The 15,158-nt window shown below is 38.9% G+C and carries 9 protein-coding genes; all 9 read right to left on the reverse strand.

The features are described 5' to 3' along the window. Complete coding sequence (locus tag LVD47_RS01070) at positions 1–1,848, reverse strand: RagB/SusD family nutrient uptake outer membrane protein (protein ID WP_236973663.1); 1,848 nt, start codon at positions 1,846–1,848, stop codon at positions 1–3. Between the two features lie 20 nt (positions 1,849–1,868). After that, positions 1,869–5,396, reverse strand: a complete 3,528-nt coding sequence (locus tag LVD47_RS01075) for a SusC/RagA family TonB-linked outer membrane protein (protein WP_236973664.1) — start codon at positions 5,394–5,396, stop codon at positions 1,869–1,871. Between the two features lie 46 nt (positions 5,397–5,442). Then, positions 5,443–6,423, reverse strand: a complete 981-nt coding sequence (locus tag LVD47_RS01080) for a FecR family protein (RefSeq protein ID WP_236973665.1) — start codon at positions 6,421–6,423, stop codon at positions 5,443–5,445. A gap of 113 nt (positions 6,424–6,536) precedes the next feature. Next, on the reverse strand, positions 6,537–7,130 hold the full coding sequence (locus LVD47_RS01085) for an RNA polymerase sigma factor (RefSeq protein WP_236973666.1): 594 nt from the start codon (positions 7,128–7,130) through the stop codon (positions 6,537–6,539). Between the two features lie 338 nt (positions 7,131–7,468). Beyond that, a complete protein-coding gene (locus LVD47_RS01090) occupies positions 7,469–9,007 on the reverse strand; it encodes a sulfatase (protein ID WP_236973667.1) in 1,539 nt (512 codons plus the stop codon). Further along, positions 9,007–10,428 (reverse strand): sulfatase-like hydrolase/transferase, encoded by a 1,422-nt coding sequence (locus LVD47_RS01095; protein WP_236973668.1) that lies wholly within the window; start codon positions 10,426–10,428, stop codon positions 9,007–9,009. The genes LVD47_RS01090 and LVD47_RS01095 overlap by 1 nt, the downstream gene beginning before the upstream one ends. A 19-nt stretch (positions 10,429–10,447) precedes the next feature. Beyond that, the gene (locus LVD47_RS01100) at positions 10,448–11,872 is read right to left on the reverse strand and encodes a sulfatase-like hydrolase/transferase (RefSeq protein WP_236973669.1); all 1,425 of its coding nucleotides are present in this window, start codon (positions 11,870–11,872) and stop codon (positions 10,448–10,450) included. Between the two features lie 20 nt (positions 11,873–11,892). After that, a complete protein-coding gene (locus LVD47_RS01105; RefSeq protein WP_236973670.1) occupies positions 11,893–13,350 on the reverse strand; it encodes a sulfatase-like hydrolase/transferase in 1,458 nt (485 codons plus the stop codon). Between the two features lie 24 nt (positions 13,351–13,374). Further along, a complete protein-coding gene (locus LVD47_RS01110; protein ID WP_236973671.1) occupies positions 13,375–15,141 on the reverse strand; it encodes a RagB/SusD family nutrient uptake outer membrane protein in 1,767 nt (588 codons plus the stop codon). Between the last annotated feature and the right edge of the window lie 17 nt (positions 15,142–15,158).

Here is a 15,158-nt window from a genome sequence, read left to right on the forward strand (position 1 = left end):
TTACCATCCCGGATTTTGCTCCATGGCTTGATTTACTGTCATTTCATTGGATGGAATGGGCCACAATAAACTCTTTTCACTTACATTCGAGTAATTAATTATATACCAAGCACCCGGGGCATCTTGTGCAATATCATCAGCCATTTCCTGATGTACTTCTAGAAATTTACCCCAGCGTAAAAGATCAAATTTTCTCAAAGATTCAAAGCTAAATTCACGCATTCTTTCTTCCTGAATGACTTTTAGGAAGTTTTCTTTAGTTGTTATTTCCCCAGTATTGAGGTTAGCGTCTTCTTTGTAGTGAATTGTAGCAATTGCAGACGCTCCGGAACCACCGCCACCTTCAAGACTTATTACAGGAGGAGCTGTATAATGGCCTTCTTCATAATAAGTAATCGCATCTAAATCTCTGTCCATTACAATATCAACCACCTGCCCGGTTGTAGTATCTATAATTGCTGTAGCAGAAGCACCGTTTCCTGTTTCTTCAGAAAAAACCACTTCAGGAGCCTCAGTGTACCCACTTCCTCCATTGGTCAGTTCAATTTCTTTAACACCATCTGACCACCCTCTTTGCCTGATGCTATTTACAATGTCTATAATTTCCTGAGAAGGACCATTTATTGCATTTTCTGCCTCTGCATACATTAAAAGGACATCCGTAAATCTCAGTATTGGCATATTCATTGGAGTACGTGTTTCGGACTTAGGTAAAACCGCTTCATATTCTCTTCTCCATTTAGCAGGTTTGAGATTATATTTAGCAGCTTCTGTAGTTGGAAGGCGATCAAAATCGAACCACTTTTCTCCATTAACATCAGTGTTTGCATACCGAAACAAAGCCACTGACCACCATTTCCTTGCATCCCCTTCTTCAAATGAATTATAAAATTTGGCCGTAATATTCATATAATAAACCATTCTTCCCGTTCCTGAACCTGCATACCCAATAGGACCATTAATCCAACCTATATACCCTGTTTCATTATATTCATCCAATCCATTACCATAAAGTTCACCTTCCCAAATACTTTCTTTAATATCGTACTGATCTGAGGCCAGTTTAATAAAAATGTCCGGAAAACTCGAATTAATTTCATGTTGTGCAACCTGGTCATCTATTACCATTTTAGCCCAATTGCGAGCTTCTTCATAGCGACTTTCATCCTGCAAAGGATATCCTGCCATTGCAAGATTCACTCTTGCCAAAATACCCCGGACGGCTGATTTATTAACCGCCCCTCCGAAACCCAGTTCTGTAATACCTTCTACCAAAGGTTCTGAAGTTTCCATATCGCTTAGTATCTGATCATAAATTTCCCGGATTGTATTTCTTGGAACATTGACATCATCAACAGACGCGGTAGGTTCTATAAGCAAAGGCACTCCACCATAAGTCTGTACCAATAGAAAATAAAAATATCCTCTCAAAAACAATACTTCTCCTCTCACTCTGTCTCTGAATTCCTGACTGATTTCCAAATTCTTATCAAGGTTTGCCAATACAACATTTGCTCTGTTAATTCCTCGATATAAATATGTCCAAAAATTTGAGCTATAGGGATCCGCTGATGAAAAATTATAATTCCAGGGACCAGTGGTCAATGTAGATCGATTCATATATCCTATGTCCGCTTCCCAGGCCAAAAGATACTGACCATAAACACCATATACTGGTGATGAAGTCAGGATATCATACACGCTGGCACGGGCAAAATCTAGATGTTCAGCAGTTTCGTAATAATTTGCCGGGCTCAAAAAGTCAGTAGGTTTAGTTTCCAAGAAATCTTTACATGAAAAAAAACTTAAAACTATTATGGAGCTTATGACTAAATATTTCGTTTTCATTTTTTCTTTTTTAATTGTTATTAAAAAACAGCTTTGAGCCCAAAGGTTACTGTCTTTACCTGTGGATAACCTGAAAAGTCATAACTTGGAGCTAATACCGGATTCAGTATAGAAACTTCAGGATCTAACCCCGTATACTTAGTCCATGTCAATAGGTTCTGAGCTGCTATAGAAAAAGTCAATCCACTTAAAGGGGTTCGGCCAATTACTGATTGGGGAAGGGCATAATCCAGAGACAAAGTTTTTAATCTCAAATATGATCCATCTTCCACCGTTTTGGAAGAATAAAAACCAATAGGACCTTGTCCTCTTGTCCTATAATTTTCATTAGTAGGATTTTCGGGCGTCCAACGGTTAACATATGATGCAAATTGATTAACTAGATTTCTTCCATTACTATTTCCTTCTAACGCTAGCCGATTTGCATTGAATATATTGTTTCCATATGCCCATTGAAAAAATAAATTCAAACTAAGTCCCTTATAGTGAAAATTATTCGATAAACCTCCGACATGTAGTGGCTGGCCTCGGCCTATAATAGTCAAATCATTATTATCTATTGTACCGTCTCCGTTTAAATCTTTGTATTTTATATCTCCAGGTCTTATCGTGTTCCGTATAGCTCCATTCGATGGAATTTCATCCTTAAGAATGTAAACACCATCTGAAGGATTTTCAAAATCTTCAAATTGATAATTTCCTTCCCATACAAAGCCAATCATCGTTCCCGCAGGTTTTCCAATTTCAGCCATGTAAAGGGGTTTGTTAAATTGAGATTCATATCTTCCATTTGTATATAACGCTTGCTGGTTTTCTGTCAGTTCCAGAATTGTATTTTTGTTAAAACTGATATTAAAGCTACTTGTCCATCCAAAGTTTTTCCTTTCAAAGTTGATTGTATTTAGCGTTATTTCCAGCCCTTCATTTTTCAACTTTCCAATATTTTTGAATGCAGAACTAAATCCAGTTGTAGGTGGTAATTGTGTATTCAATAACATATCTTCCGTACTCCTTCTATAGACATCTAATTCTAATAGGACTCTGTTACGGAAAGCACCTAATTCCAAACCGAAATCGACAGTATTAACCTTTTCCCATCTCAAAGTTGAATTTCCAACTGAAGAAACATACACCATCTGAGTGGGAGTAGCATTATTAAAAGAATAGCCGTTTAAACTTTGTGACAAGCTGGGGAAGCGAGAAAAATCACCAACTCTATTGTTCCCAGTACTTCCGTAGCTTGTTCTTATTTTTGCTTTCGAAAGAAATGGGAATAATTCATTAAAAATTTCTTCTTGATCTAAATTCCAGCCGATTGCCGCACTAGGAAAATATCCCCATGGATCCATAAATTTTGAAGAAGCATCCGCCCTATATGTCAATGTAAGAAGATATTTCGACATATAAGTATAGTCGAGTCTTCCTGCATAAGAAACCATTGTGTTGAGACTGGATGAAGAGCCAGGATTGTATGCAAGTCCTTGGTCCAATCCATCGATACCCAATTCCTCATTGGGCAATAATCGACCTCCGTATCCGTTCTCAGCAAATTTATATTGATTAATTCCAAAAAGTGCCAATCCTTTAATTTGATGTTCACCTATATTCTTCTCATAGTTTAGAGTGTTTTCGTTGGAAAGATATTGGTAATTTAGATTACTTACAGATCCATTTACACCGTTGATATTGTATGGGTTACGATCACTTCCCTGGGAAGTATTCGAATTATAAAATCTCTCCAACTCCCTTCTTCTTTCTCTGAACCCTGCCACTGATTTAAATGTCAATCCATCAAGAATCTTGATATTGGCACTGATATTTGCATTTAATATATTGTTTCCATCTTTTTGATGCTGATTATCCAGATCAATAAACGGGTTAACTCTGAAATCCGAAGTAGTAACAGCATCATCATCCACAATACTGCTAAAAAATTCATCAGGATCTTCTCCTGATGGCAAAACCGGCCTGTATACCCAGGTACGCATCAGTACATAAGCAGAAGGACTAGAACTCCCTGCTCCGGTGCTAATGACCTGGCCCGACTTATTCGTTCCAGCATAGTCTGCACTAACACCAATGTCGATACTCCTTCCTACCTTTTGATTAAGTGTGAACCGACCTGAATAACGGTTATAACCAGTGTTAATAATCACTCCATTCTGATCGTACATTGAACCGGAGATTGAATATTTAGTCTCATCATTCCCACCTCGTATTGACAGGTCATGGATCTGAACGGCACCGTTTTGAAAAACCTTGTCTTGCCAATCAATAGGTTCAACATTTCTATAATCATCCAGGGTTTCTCCATTTTCAAAGTAAGATAATGTTGAGGAATGATTGGGGTTTAATTCCATTTGATATTTAAGAAATTCATAAGGACTCATTAGTTCCATTTTTTCGGGCTTCCCCTGAAATCCAACTGAACTCGACAACGTAACAACAGGCTTCCCTACACTTCCACGTTTGGTCTGAATCAATACTACTCCATTCGCAGCTCTTGACCCATAAATAGCTGTCGAAGAAGCGTCTTTTAAAACTGAAATTGACTCTATATCTTCCGGATTTAGTGTAGCAGGGTCAAGACCTTCTATAGGAAACCCGTCCACTACAAATAAAGGTGCTGTACTTTGCGTAAGTGAACCTACCCCTCTGATCATAATATCTATACCTCCTCCAGGTTGCCCATCTGATGATATGACCCTCACACCTGATACTCTACCTGCCAAAGCCTCCGCAAATGACCCCACAGGAGCTTTTTCAAGGTCTTTCATTTCTACTGTCCCAACAGATCCTGTCAGATCACTTTTCCTTACTGTTCCGTATCCTACGACTACCAGTTCATCTAATAACTGTGCATCGGAAAGGAGTTCTACCTGGATCGACTCTCTGCCTTCCACAGCCACTTCCTGCGTTTGGTATCCAACATATGAAAAAACCAAAGTGGCATCTTCTTCCACATTCAGCAACTCAAAATTACCGTCAAAATCCGTAGAAGTACCATTGTTCCCACCTTTTACCAGGACGTTTACGCCAATTAATGGTTCTCCCTCATCATCTGTCACAGTTCCGCTTACGGTTATACCTTGTAAGTATACAGCCAACGCTCTATTGATTTCACTTAACTTTTCCGTGGTTTGAGAAGGATTAATTTTCACCTTGACTTTACCCTTTTCTTCAATTTGGCGTATTTGCTTAAGCTTTCTCTTTAATTTGCGTATCGTCTTGGCTTCAGTCAGCTTTTGGCTATAAATTACATAATACCGAGTTCCCAGGTATTCGTACTTCAGATCTGTTTGTGACAAAACGGCTTCTATCGCTTTATTGGCATTTACCATTTCAGCTTTTTCAACCCGCACCTTTACATTTTTCAACAATTCCGTATCATAATTGATGACGATTTTGTAGTGCTCACTTATTTCTTCTAACACTTCAATTAGCAACCGTTCTTCCAATTGAGCTTCCGCCTTTAAAAAGTCAGGACTGCACAATGCTATGATAATAGCCAAGCAGCCCATCCATTTAGTGTAAACAGATGAATTCATATTCTATTTTTTACATTTAAAAAATCCTTAAGCTTTGCTTTCGAGGTTATTTAATAATCAATTTATTTTCATTGCGCTCAATGTTTAATCCATACATTTTTCTTAGAATATCCAGGCTCAAATTCAAGTCGTTACCTGGGATCCCCCCTTTAATCGTGCGTTTAATCATAGAGCTATCTCTGAATATTACTTCAACACCATATGTTTCTTCCATGATTTCCAGTGCCCGGCCAACCGTAATATTTTCCAACATTATTATTCCTTTCTTCCACGATGTATACTTTTTTGATGATACATTTTCTTCACGTACTACTTTCTGATCCTGTAATGAATATGTTACCAGGTCGCCTGGCTTCATGGATACGTCACCATAGTCCTTTATTTTTAATTGAACGGCTCCCCTCTCTAACATAACTCTGGTCTTCTCTTGCCTTGTATTCACATTAAAGGCAGTACCCAAAACTTCTATATCCAGGTCTGGAGTATTAACTGTGAAAAGAGAATGATTAATTGAATCTTTGCGAACATCGAAAAAAACTTCACCTATTACTTTGACATTTCTCGGAGCTTTGCGCACAAAACTAATTTCAGAATTGGCATTGAGTTCAGCTGAGGACCCGTCAGGTAAATCTATTGTTTTGCGTTCACCAAAGTCACTGGCATATACCACTTCTGCATTCCAATATTGATTATACCCATACAATCCGCCTATGATCAGAACGACTATAATAGATGCAACCCTCATGAGATTTTTTATAGAAAAAAACGTATTCCTTTCTTTCTCCAAAATGTGACCTTGAATGATGTCCCACTTCTCAGCTACTTCCTTTTGAGACAAATAGCCCGACCTTAAATTAATCCCTTCTACGATTAATTTAGCCCTATCCATTACCTCCCTGTATTCCGGATGGGTTCTCCGCCATTCTTCCCAGCGTGTTACTGCTTCGTCATTCGTTCCCTTCACCCAGTGAACGAATGACTCGTCATCTACTAATTTTTCAACAGTCCATTTCCCTTTACCGGTCATACAGTTTTGTGTTACTATTTATATAGAGGAATTATTTCAGTGAAAATCACCTGGATTTTCAATTTTTTTTACTTTTTATTAAAAATATCTTTGAATCGAGAAAAAAGGAATGACTAAAAATTGCCAAAAACAATAAGTATTGCCAGCGTTATTAATTTTTCCAGCTTAAGTAATGATATTTTATCACTTTTTAATTTGAGCATAGCTTTGTAAAGCATATTAGTTATTCCCCGGGGAGCTACTGATATAGTCTTGGATATTTCCTGAACAGACATTTCCTGGTAATAACGCAAATAGATTAATTCCTTCTGTCGGGGGGAAAGACTATTTAACATGTCGGATAGAACCTCATTCCTGAATACTTCCCGGTCGGTCAGTCCGGTTTCTTCAGGAGTAAAGCGGAGTTCCACATCATCACTGGCAACGATCTTATTATTGTATTGCTTAATCCTGTACAACAAATTCCTTCTGAATGCGGTAAACAGATAGGATCTTATATATTTTACTTCTCCGAGATTTTTTCTGTTTTCATAAATGTGCAAAAACAGGTCCTGCAAGCAATCTTCAACAAGGTCAACATTATTGACCATTTTCAAGCCATAATTATGCAGGTATGCATAATGGGATTTGAAAACTTTTTCCAGTGCATTTAAATTACCGGATTTAAGTGATTTCCATAATTTACCATCTTCGACATCTTGCTTCATTGGTCAACATGTTTTTCTTCGCTTCTGAGGAAAATTTAATCCGAACCTTTTTCTTAATTGAGTCGAAATAAACTCTTTTCACAACCTCAGATACCCGTAACCTTTATATAAGACTACGGTAACGTTACCAATAATACATATAATCTTTGGAATTTGATAAAAAAATTAGGATTTTTTTCTAATCATTACAGAAAAGAATAGCATAAAGAATCACAAAACAAAGCTATTCAAGTTATTATATTTCAGCACTTTGCATAAAATTTATTTGGTTTGAAAATCAAGTTGTTACCCGAACTAACACCCATATCCGATGATCTGCCAGTCGGGTAATCCACAAGTTAATTACTACCACTATATTTGATATTTAGGTCATTTGTCTTAACGTCTATTAATTTTTCATTCAACCTTTTTTGCATTTCATCTACCATACTTTTATACCTTGGGTGATTGGCAAGGTTGTTAAATTGTTTCGAGTCGAGTTGCATGTCGTATAATTCCATTCCCCCGCTTCCATCGTCCCCATATTGCATATACGCCCATTTGTCAGTGCGGACCAGATATCCCATTCTACCGTTTCTTTGCGAGACAGAGAAAGCCATATCCTTTACTTCAGATTCAGGATTGTCAAAAAGGGGAGCTAAACTAGTTCCCTGAATACCTACCGGAACTTCCAACCCAGCCAACTCCGCGATGGTAGGATATAAGTCTATTAACTCGGCAAAAGAATTACAAACCGCGGGTTCCTTTCCAGGTACCTTGATGATAAGGGGTACTCTGACTGATTCTTCCATGAGACTCACCTTCATCCAGAATCGGTGTTCCCCTAACAAATACCCGTGATCAGATGTCATAATAACTATGGTGTTATCATCCAGTCCTTCTTCCTCCAGTGTACTTAATATTTTTCCCACCTGCTCGTCCATAAACTCCGTAGAGGCATAATACGCTGCAATAGCTTTTTTCTCCTGTTCTTCGGTCATCTGTCCATTGACACTGGTAACGTAATTGATACCCTGTTCCGGAATATCATCCCAGTCATTTATTACTTTCGGTGGTAATACCATTTCTTCATGCGGATAAGGCTCAAATGATGTTTTCGGTGCAACGAAAGGAACGTGTGGACGGAATAGTCCGGCTGCTATAAAAAAGGGTTCATTTTTGTGCTCACGCAACAGTTCTGAGATCTTTTCTGCTGTTTTCACATCGGTATGCTCCACTCCGGGTTCTGTCTTGACGATATTCATCAGGTTACCTCCATTGACATCTTCACCTTTCAGGATGGGGCGGGTGCCGAATGGATTTTTTTGTACCAGTTCGGATTCTCCCCTGGCATTAACTTCCGGGGCCGGACTATTATACCTTTCATCCCAGGAAGCAGGATCGTCTTGTCCATTTCTTCCTTTCATAATATCCACAGACCCCATATGAAAAATCTTCCCAACCCTTGCCGTAAAATACCCATTGTTCCTGAAAAATTGTGCCCAGGATTCCTTTTCCGGACCTACGTTTTCTCTCCCACTGACATATCCGTAAGTAGTAGTAGCGGTTGGATAATAACCAAACATTAGCGAAGCCCTTGAGGGGCCGCAGACAGGGTATTGGCAATACGCTCTGTTAAACCGGGTCCCTTCTGAAGCCAACTTATCAATATTCGGAGTACTACAGGCGGAATTCTCATAACTGGACAATGCGGTTGTTGTCAAATCATCAGAAATAATAAACAGAACATTGGGCTTATCATTTGGATCATTCCCCTCCACTTGTTGGGAATATGCAGGAAAAATATACAACAATGAAAAAGCAAAAAATAAGGGAATCAAACCCTTTGTGCTCTCTTTTCTATTCCAATCATCCCTGTAAAATTTAAAACTTATCATTAATTTTCTTTTTGAAACATATGTTCTATTTTGAGATAATTATTGATCTCATCTTTTTTTTGTTCGAATGCGGCGCTTAGTTTAATCACTTTTTCCTCATTATCAGCAGCTATGTTATTGCTTTCGGATAAATCTTCATTCAGGTTATACAATTGCCAATCTTCATCGTCACCTTCCCTGAGTATTTTCCAATCCCCCCAATGCAATGCCGAAAAATTCCTATATTCAAAAAACAAGGTGGAGTGTGGTGAATGAATTGTTTCACCCGTTAAATTGGGTAACAGGTTTTTCCCGTCAATAAAACGATCCTCTGGCATTTTGGCATTGGCTAATTTAGCACATGTAGGGAACAAATCCAAAGACCATAAGCGGGTATCTATTACCGAGCCTTCCCGGATCTTCCCTGGCCATCGGGCCAATGCAGGTATTCTAATTCCTCCTTCCCATAGCGTTACCCCTGCACCTTTCAACGGGGCATTGGACTGAATTCCACTTTCAATGTACGGATAAAAAGCCCCATTATCCGAATAAAAGAAAATAAATGTATTTTCAGCCACCCCTAATTCTTCAAGTTTTTTCATAACTCTACCTATAGCCATATCAACCGCTGTAACCACCGCATTAAATCTTTTTTGGGGGTCTTCTTCCCTGGGAGATAGTCCATAGGGCTCAAAAGCATAGTCGGGAGCCTGCCAGATATTTTCTGCATCTGGATCAATATTCCGGTCTCCCGGATGGTGGGGAGCATCGAATGGCAGGTATACAAACCAGGGGATGGATTGATCTGTATTTTTTTCGATAAAGTCTATTGCAGCATTAGCAAATAGGTCTGTACTGTATTCACCCGTTCGGTTAATAGACTCCGTATTGTGATACAAGTCCTTTTTACCGGCATATACATGGGTGAAATGGTCTGCATTACCCGATGCAATGCCCAGGTATTCATCAAAGCCCCGATCTGTAGGTCTTGATCCGGGGGCGAAACCAATATTCCACTTTCCGAAGGCTCCGGTGGCATATTGGTGCGGTGAACTTTCCAACATCCTGGGAATAATCACTTCCGATTGCCTAAGTCCGACCCCGTAATTACCGGAAATACCTCCAAGCTGGTTGACGAGTTGATGCCTTCTTGGGATACGGCCTGTTAGTAAAGAAGCTCTCGAAACGGTACATGTTGCGCCGGCAGTGTAAAAACTAGTCAGTTTTGCCCCATCAGCTGCCAATTGTTCCAAATTGGGGGTTATGATCGGAGAATCCTTATTATACATGGGAAGATCCCCGTATCCTATATTATCGACAGTGATAATGAGGATGTTGGGTGGATTTTTCTCATTATTCTTTGTTTGGGCAAATACAGTAATAGTAAAAAGAAAAAATGCGGTAATTATGTTAATTCCCGCATGAATTGGTAAATATTTCATTTTTATATCGGTTTATCTATTAATAATCTTTTCCAAGTATACTTTTTACAACGCTTTGTTGCCAGGTTGATAACTCATTCTTCATGTGATCTACCCGATCAGGAAATTTTTTTGCAAGGTTTTTTTCTTCACCAGGGTCTTCAGAAAGATTGTATAATTCATATGATTCACCACTTTGGTGTAGTTTCCAATTGTTCTCTATCCACACTAAGGAGCCAGGGTAAGGATAAGAATCTAGTCCGGGATAATCCCGGTCAGGGGTATTTAGTAAGCCTTCGTTCAAGTCTTTTACATCCATGTCTCCAGCCAATACTTTTTGATAATTCATAATGATTTCGTCACTTTTCATTCCCTGACCTTTGATTTCCGGGTAGCTCCAAAACCCGAGTGGCTTTGGTCTTGAGTTCATTTCTCCTTCAAGAAGGGGAACCAGGCTAATTCCATCCAACGGATGGGCTGCATCTGAGGAATTTACCCCGGCCAATTCCAGGAATGTAGGAAATACATCAACTGTACTCGCTGTTACATTAGATGAATTGGTACGAATTGTATTAGGCCACTCAATCAATGCAGGTATACGAATTCCCCCTTCGTATAATGTTCCTTTTTGTTCTTTTAGATTCCCATTATTCCCTTCTGGGAATTTGCCCCCGTTGTCACTTGAAAACCACAAAAGAGTTTCTTCATCAATATTCATTTCCTTTAATTTGCTTCTTAATTTCCCTATAGCAAGGTCAATGCCTGTTATTTCTCCCAGATAATTTTTCATATTTTCCGGTTCATCAGGATAGAGGTTTTTTAGATAATCCTCTGCCTCATGAGGGAGATGGGGTGATCCCAGCCAAATGAAAACCAGGAATGGCTCATCATTATCTTTAATATCATTTATATACTCCAATGCCAATTCAATTGTCACATCAGAGCTTTCTCCTTCAAGTTTTACAGGTATTCCATTTTTACTCATCCAGGGATCGTTTTCATAAAAATTAGCAGCTGCATACCAGGTTTCAAATCCGTGTGCCCCTGGACTAGTAGGCTGCCCTGAACGGATGGATCCCAAATGCCATTTTCCGAAAAATCCCGTTTGATATCCATTTTCTTTTAGAACGCTTGCAATAGTTTGTTCCTGAGGTCTAAGTGAATGGCCCCAAGAAAAAACACCTAATCGGGTAGGGTATCGTCCTGTAAGAATACTTGCCCTTGTAGGCGAGCATACAGGCGCACTGTAGTAACGATCCAAACGCAAACCGGTCTTTGCCAGATTATCCAGATTAGGTGTTATCGCTCTATCGTTGCCGGAATATCCAGCGTCACCATATCCCTGATCATCTGTGACAACAACAATAAAATTTGGGCGGTAATTTACTATTTGTGCAGTTCCTCTCGTACTATAACCTGTCAAAATGAAAAGGAATAGCCATATAAACATTATTTTATTCTTCATTTGTAACTTCAAATTTATAATTACTTACAATTGCATTCGCAATTATTTTGCTGAATTTTATGGTAAGATATTATTTCATTTTTCTTTTGCTCAAAAGCAGCATTTAGCTTATAAACCAAATCTGGTCGTTCAGAGGCGAGATTATTAACCTCTGAAATATCTTCTTTTAAATTGTACAGTTGCCAAGGTTGTTCTGATTTTTCCCTAACAATTTTCCAATCTGCCCAAAACAATGCATCATCCTCGCCGTCTTCAAAATACAATGTAGCATGAGGAGAATGTTGAGTTTTTCCTATCAATACTGGTAGTGGATTGTGCCCATCAAAAAATCGATCCTGGGGTAATGTCGAGTGCGCTATATTTACACAGGCTCTAAAAAGATCCGGAGACCACAAGCGTGTTTTTATAACAGTTTTTGCAGGAATGGTTCCTTTCCACATAGCCAGTGCAGGAACTCTAATTCCACCCTCATATAGAGTCGAACGGCCGCCCCTTAATGGTGCATTAGTACTAAACTGAGTTCCTGTAATTCTCTTTTGAACATCACTTACGTTGGCTCCGTTATCTGAATAAAAGAAAATAAAAGTATTCTCTAAAGCACCCATAGAATCCAGCGCATTTAAGACTCTTCCTATAGCATTGTCAATTGCTGTGACAACGGCTTTGTACCTATTTTGGGGATTGGTTTCTTCCGGAGTAAAGTCATAAGGCTTAAATGCATACTCCGGAGCCTGAAACTTATTGATTTCACCAGGTGGTACATTTCGTTCTCCAGGTGAATGCGGGGCATCAAAGGGTAAATACACAAACCATGGTCTTGATTGATTATTACTCTTCCTAATAAATTCTATAGTAGCATCAGCAAATATATCTGTACTGTATTCACCATTTCTGTTGATAGTTTCATTATTCTGATACAAATCATGTTTCCCGGCATATACATGAGAAAAATGATCCGCATTGCCAGAGGCAATACCTAAATACTCGTCAAATCCGCGGTCTATTGGTCTGGATCCGGGGGCAAAGCCTATATTCCATTTTCCAAATGCAGCCGTAGCATAGTTGCCCGGACTATTTTTGATTACTTCAGGTAATAGAATTTCGGAATGTCGCAACCCAATACCATAATTCCCCTCCAGCCCTGAGAGTTGATAGTCAAGTCTATTTCGTTGAGGTATTCTACCCGTTAATAATGTAGCCCTCGAAACAGTACAGGTAGCACCAGCAGAATAAAAATCGGTAAGAATAGCACCCTCTTTCGCCATCCTATCAAGGGTAGGAGTTACAATTTTTGATTCTGCATTAAACAACGAGTAATCACCATACCCTACATTATCTACTGTAATAATCAGAATATTAGGGTAATCTTTTTCATCTGAATCGCCAATATGTTGACTTGTGTGCTGGGCTTGTATTGAATTTAAAGAACACAATAAAGCCAAACAAAATAGAGGTCTAATTTTGAATAGTATAAACATAGTAGATTGTCAATTCAATGGTATTTATTCAATGGTCTCAAGTGGAGGTTGATTATTCCCGGCTCCTGAGTATCCTTCGTTTTGATTGATAACCCCCAAAGTATTTGCCGCAATAACAGACTCAGGAATAGGCCAAAGTGCATTATATGGTGCCAACCGATAAGATTGAGACCCCCATTGCAATTCTATCTGAAAAAATAAATTTTTGTCCATTGTTCTGTCGAAAAACCAGTTATTATCACTGAAGTTATCCAATGAATAACCATTCATATTCCCCTGGGCCATAATATACGACACTCTGACCATTTCCCCATGGCGTGGTTCTTCTGCAAAAAGTTCACGGGCTCGTTCATCAAAAATAAAATCAATGTCAACCTCATTTTCCGATATCGGAAGTGCACCGGCTCGCTGACGGACAATATTCAAGTCAGACGCCGCTTCGGAAAGATTTCCCTGCCAAAAATAGGCTTCTGCTCTTAATAAATATGTTTCTGCTAATCTAAAAATATAAAAATCACCATTACCTCCTGTTGGTCTGGTAACTTGTATTTGCTCGGGAACAAATACAATGTAGTTTGGGAAAGAGTAACTATGTTGGAATGTGTCTGTTGGTGTAGCAAAATTGGACCTGTTTACCGGCTCTCCAAAATCAACTGATGCAGGGTTATTATACAACAATTCATCCCATTCAACCCAATTGATATCACTTCTCCTGATATCGTTTTCAAAATCCCAGATCCTGTAAAGATAATAAGGAGTAGGTCTGGCATTTCCATTCCCTCTGAATAGTGTATCATATTGCGGACCAGAGTCAATCATCCCATTATTCCCTTCACTGTCACGTACTCTGGAATGCCACCAGGCTGGTGTATAAGCCTGCGCCAGAAAGTGGCCATCAGCAACCTTGGCTCCTTCTGGGTCTTCAAACCGGTCAATTACACTAAAAATGGTTTCAGTATTAGCTGAATGATTAATATTCTCTGTCCGGTGAAGGTCCCAAATAACATTTCTTTTAGGGTCACTTGCATCAATGCCAAATCTTTCGGTTACGAGTTCATAGGGACCATTTATGACATCTGTCGCTGCTTGGATTGAACGATCGTAATCCATATTGGCCAAAGCAATTTTTGCTAATAAATGATTACCTGCGCCAACGGTTTCTGCACCGGGGTCATTGGTCTCAGGAAGCCATTCCACTGCCCACTCCATATCTTCCTGGATTTTATCTAAAATTGCCCATCTTGAATGTGTAAAAAAATCAAGTTTAGCTCCTGTAATTTCTTCTCCGATAAAAGGAACATTTCCGTAAGAATTTACCAACCTATAATACCAATACGATCTGTAGAAATATCCAGCTGCAAGCAGTCGATTGCGAACTGCTTCATCTTCCCACTCTATATTGTCCACTCTGGAAACCAGTACGTTTGCACTTCGGATAGAGTTGTAAGCTAAGTCAAACAATCGACTATGAAAATCGTGAACACCTCCATCGCCTGCTGGAGTCAAAACGCTCGGAAAATCCTTTACCACCCTATTTGACTGAGCTCCGGGCACTCCAATATCAGACATAGCATATTCATTTACTATAGGACTCCTTCCATGGTAATGTTCTGACTTTATATCTTTTCTCATAGTAATTAATAAAGATTCAAATCCTTCTTCATTTACGTAGACATTTTCAGGGGCATAAAAGGAAAGAGCTTTTGTATCTAACCATTCTGGGTCAGTACACGAATTGGCAAAAAGAATGAAGAATATTCCAAAGTAGATTGATTTATGTAAAGATTTCATATTCTTTGCTTTTTGAG

This window comes from Membranihabitans maritimus (assembly GCF_021729145.1).
GTDB classification, from domain to species: domain Bacteria; phylum Bacteroidota; class Bacteroidia; order Chitinophagales; family Saprospiraceae; genus Membranihabitans; species Membranihabitans maritimus.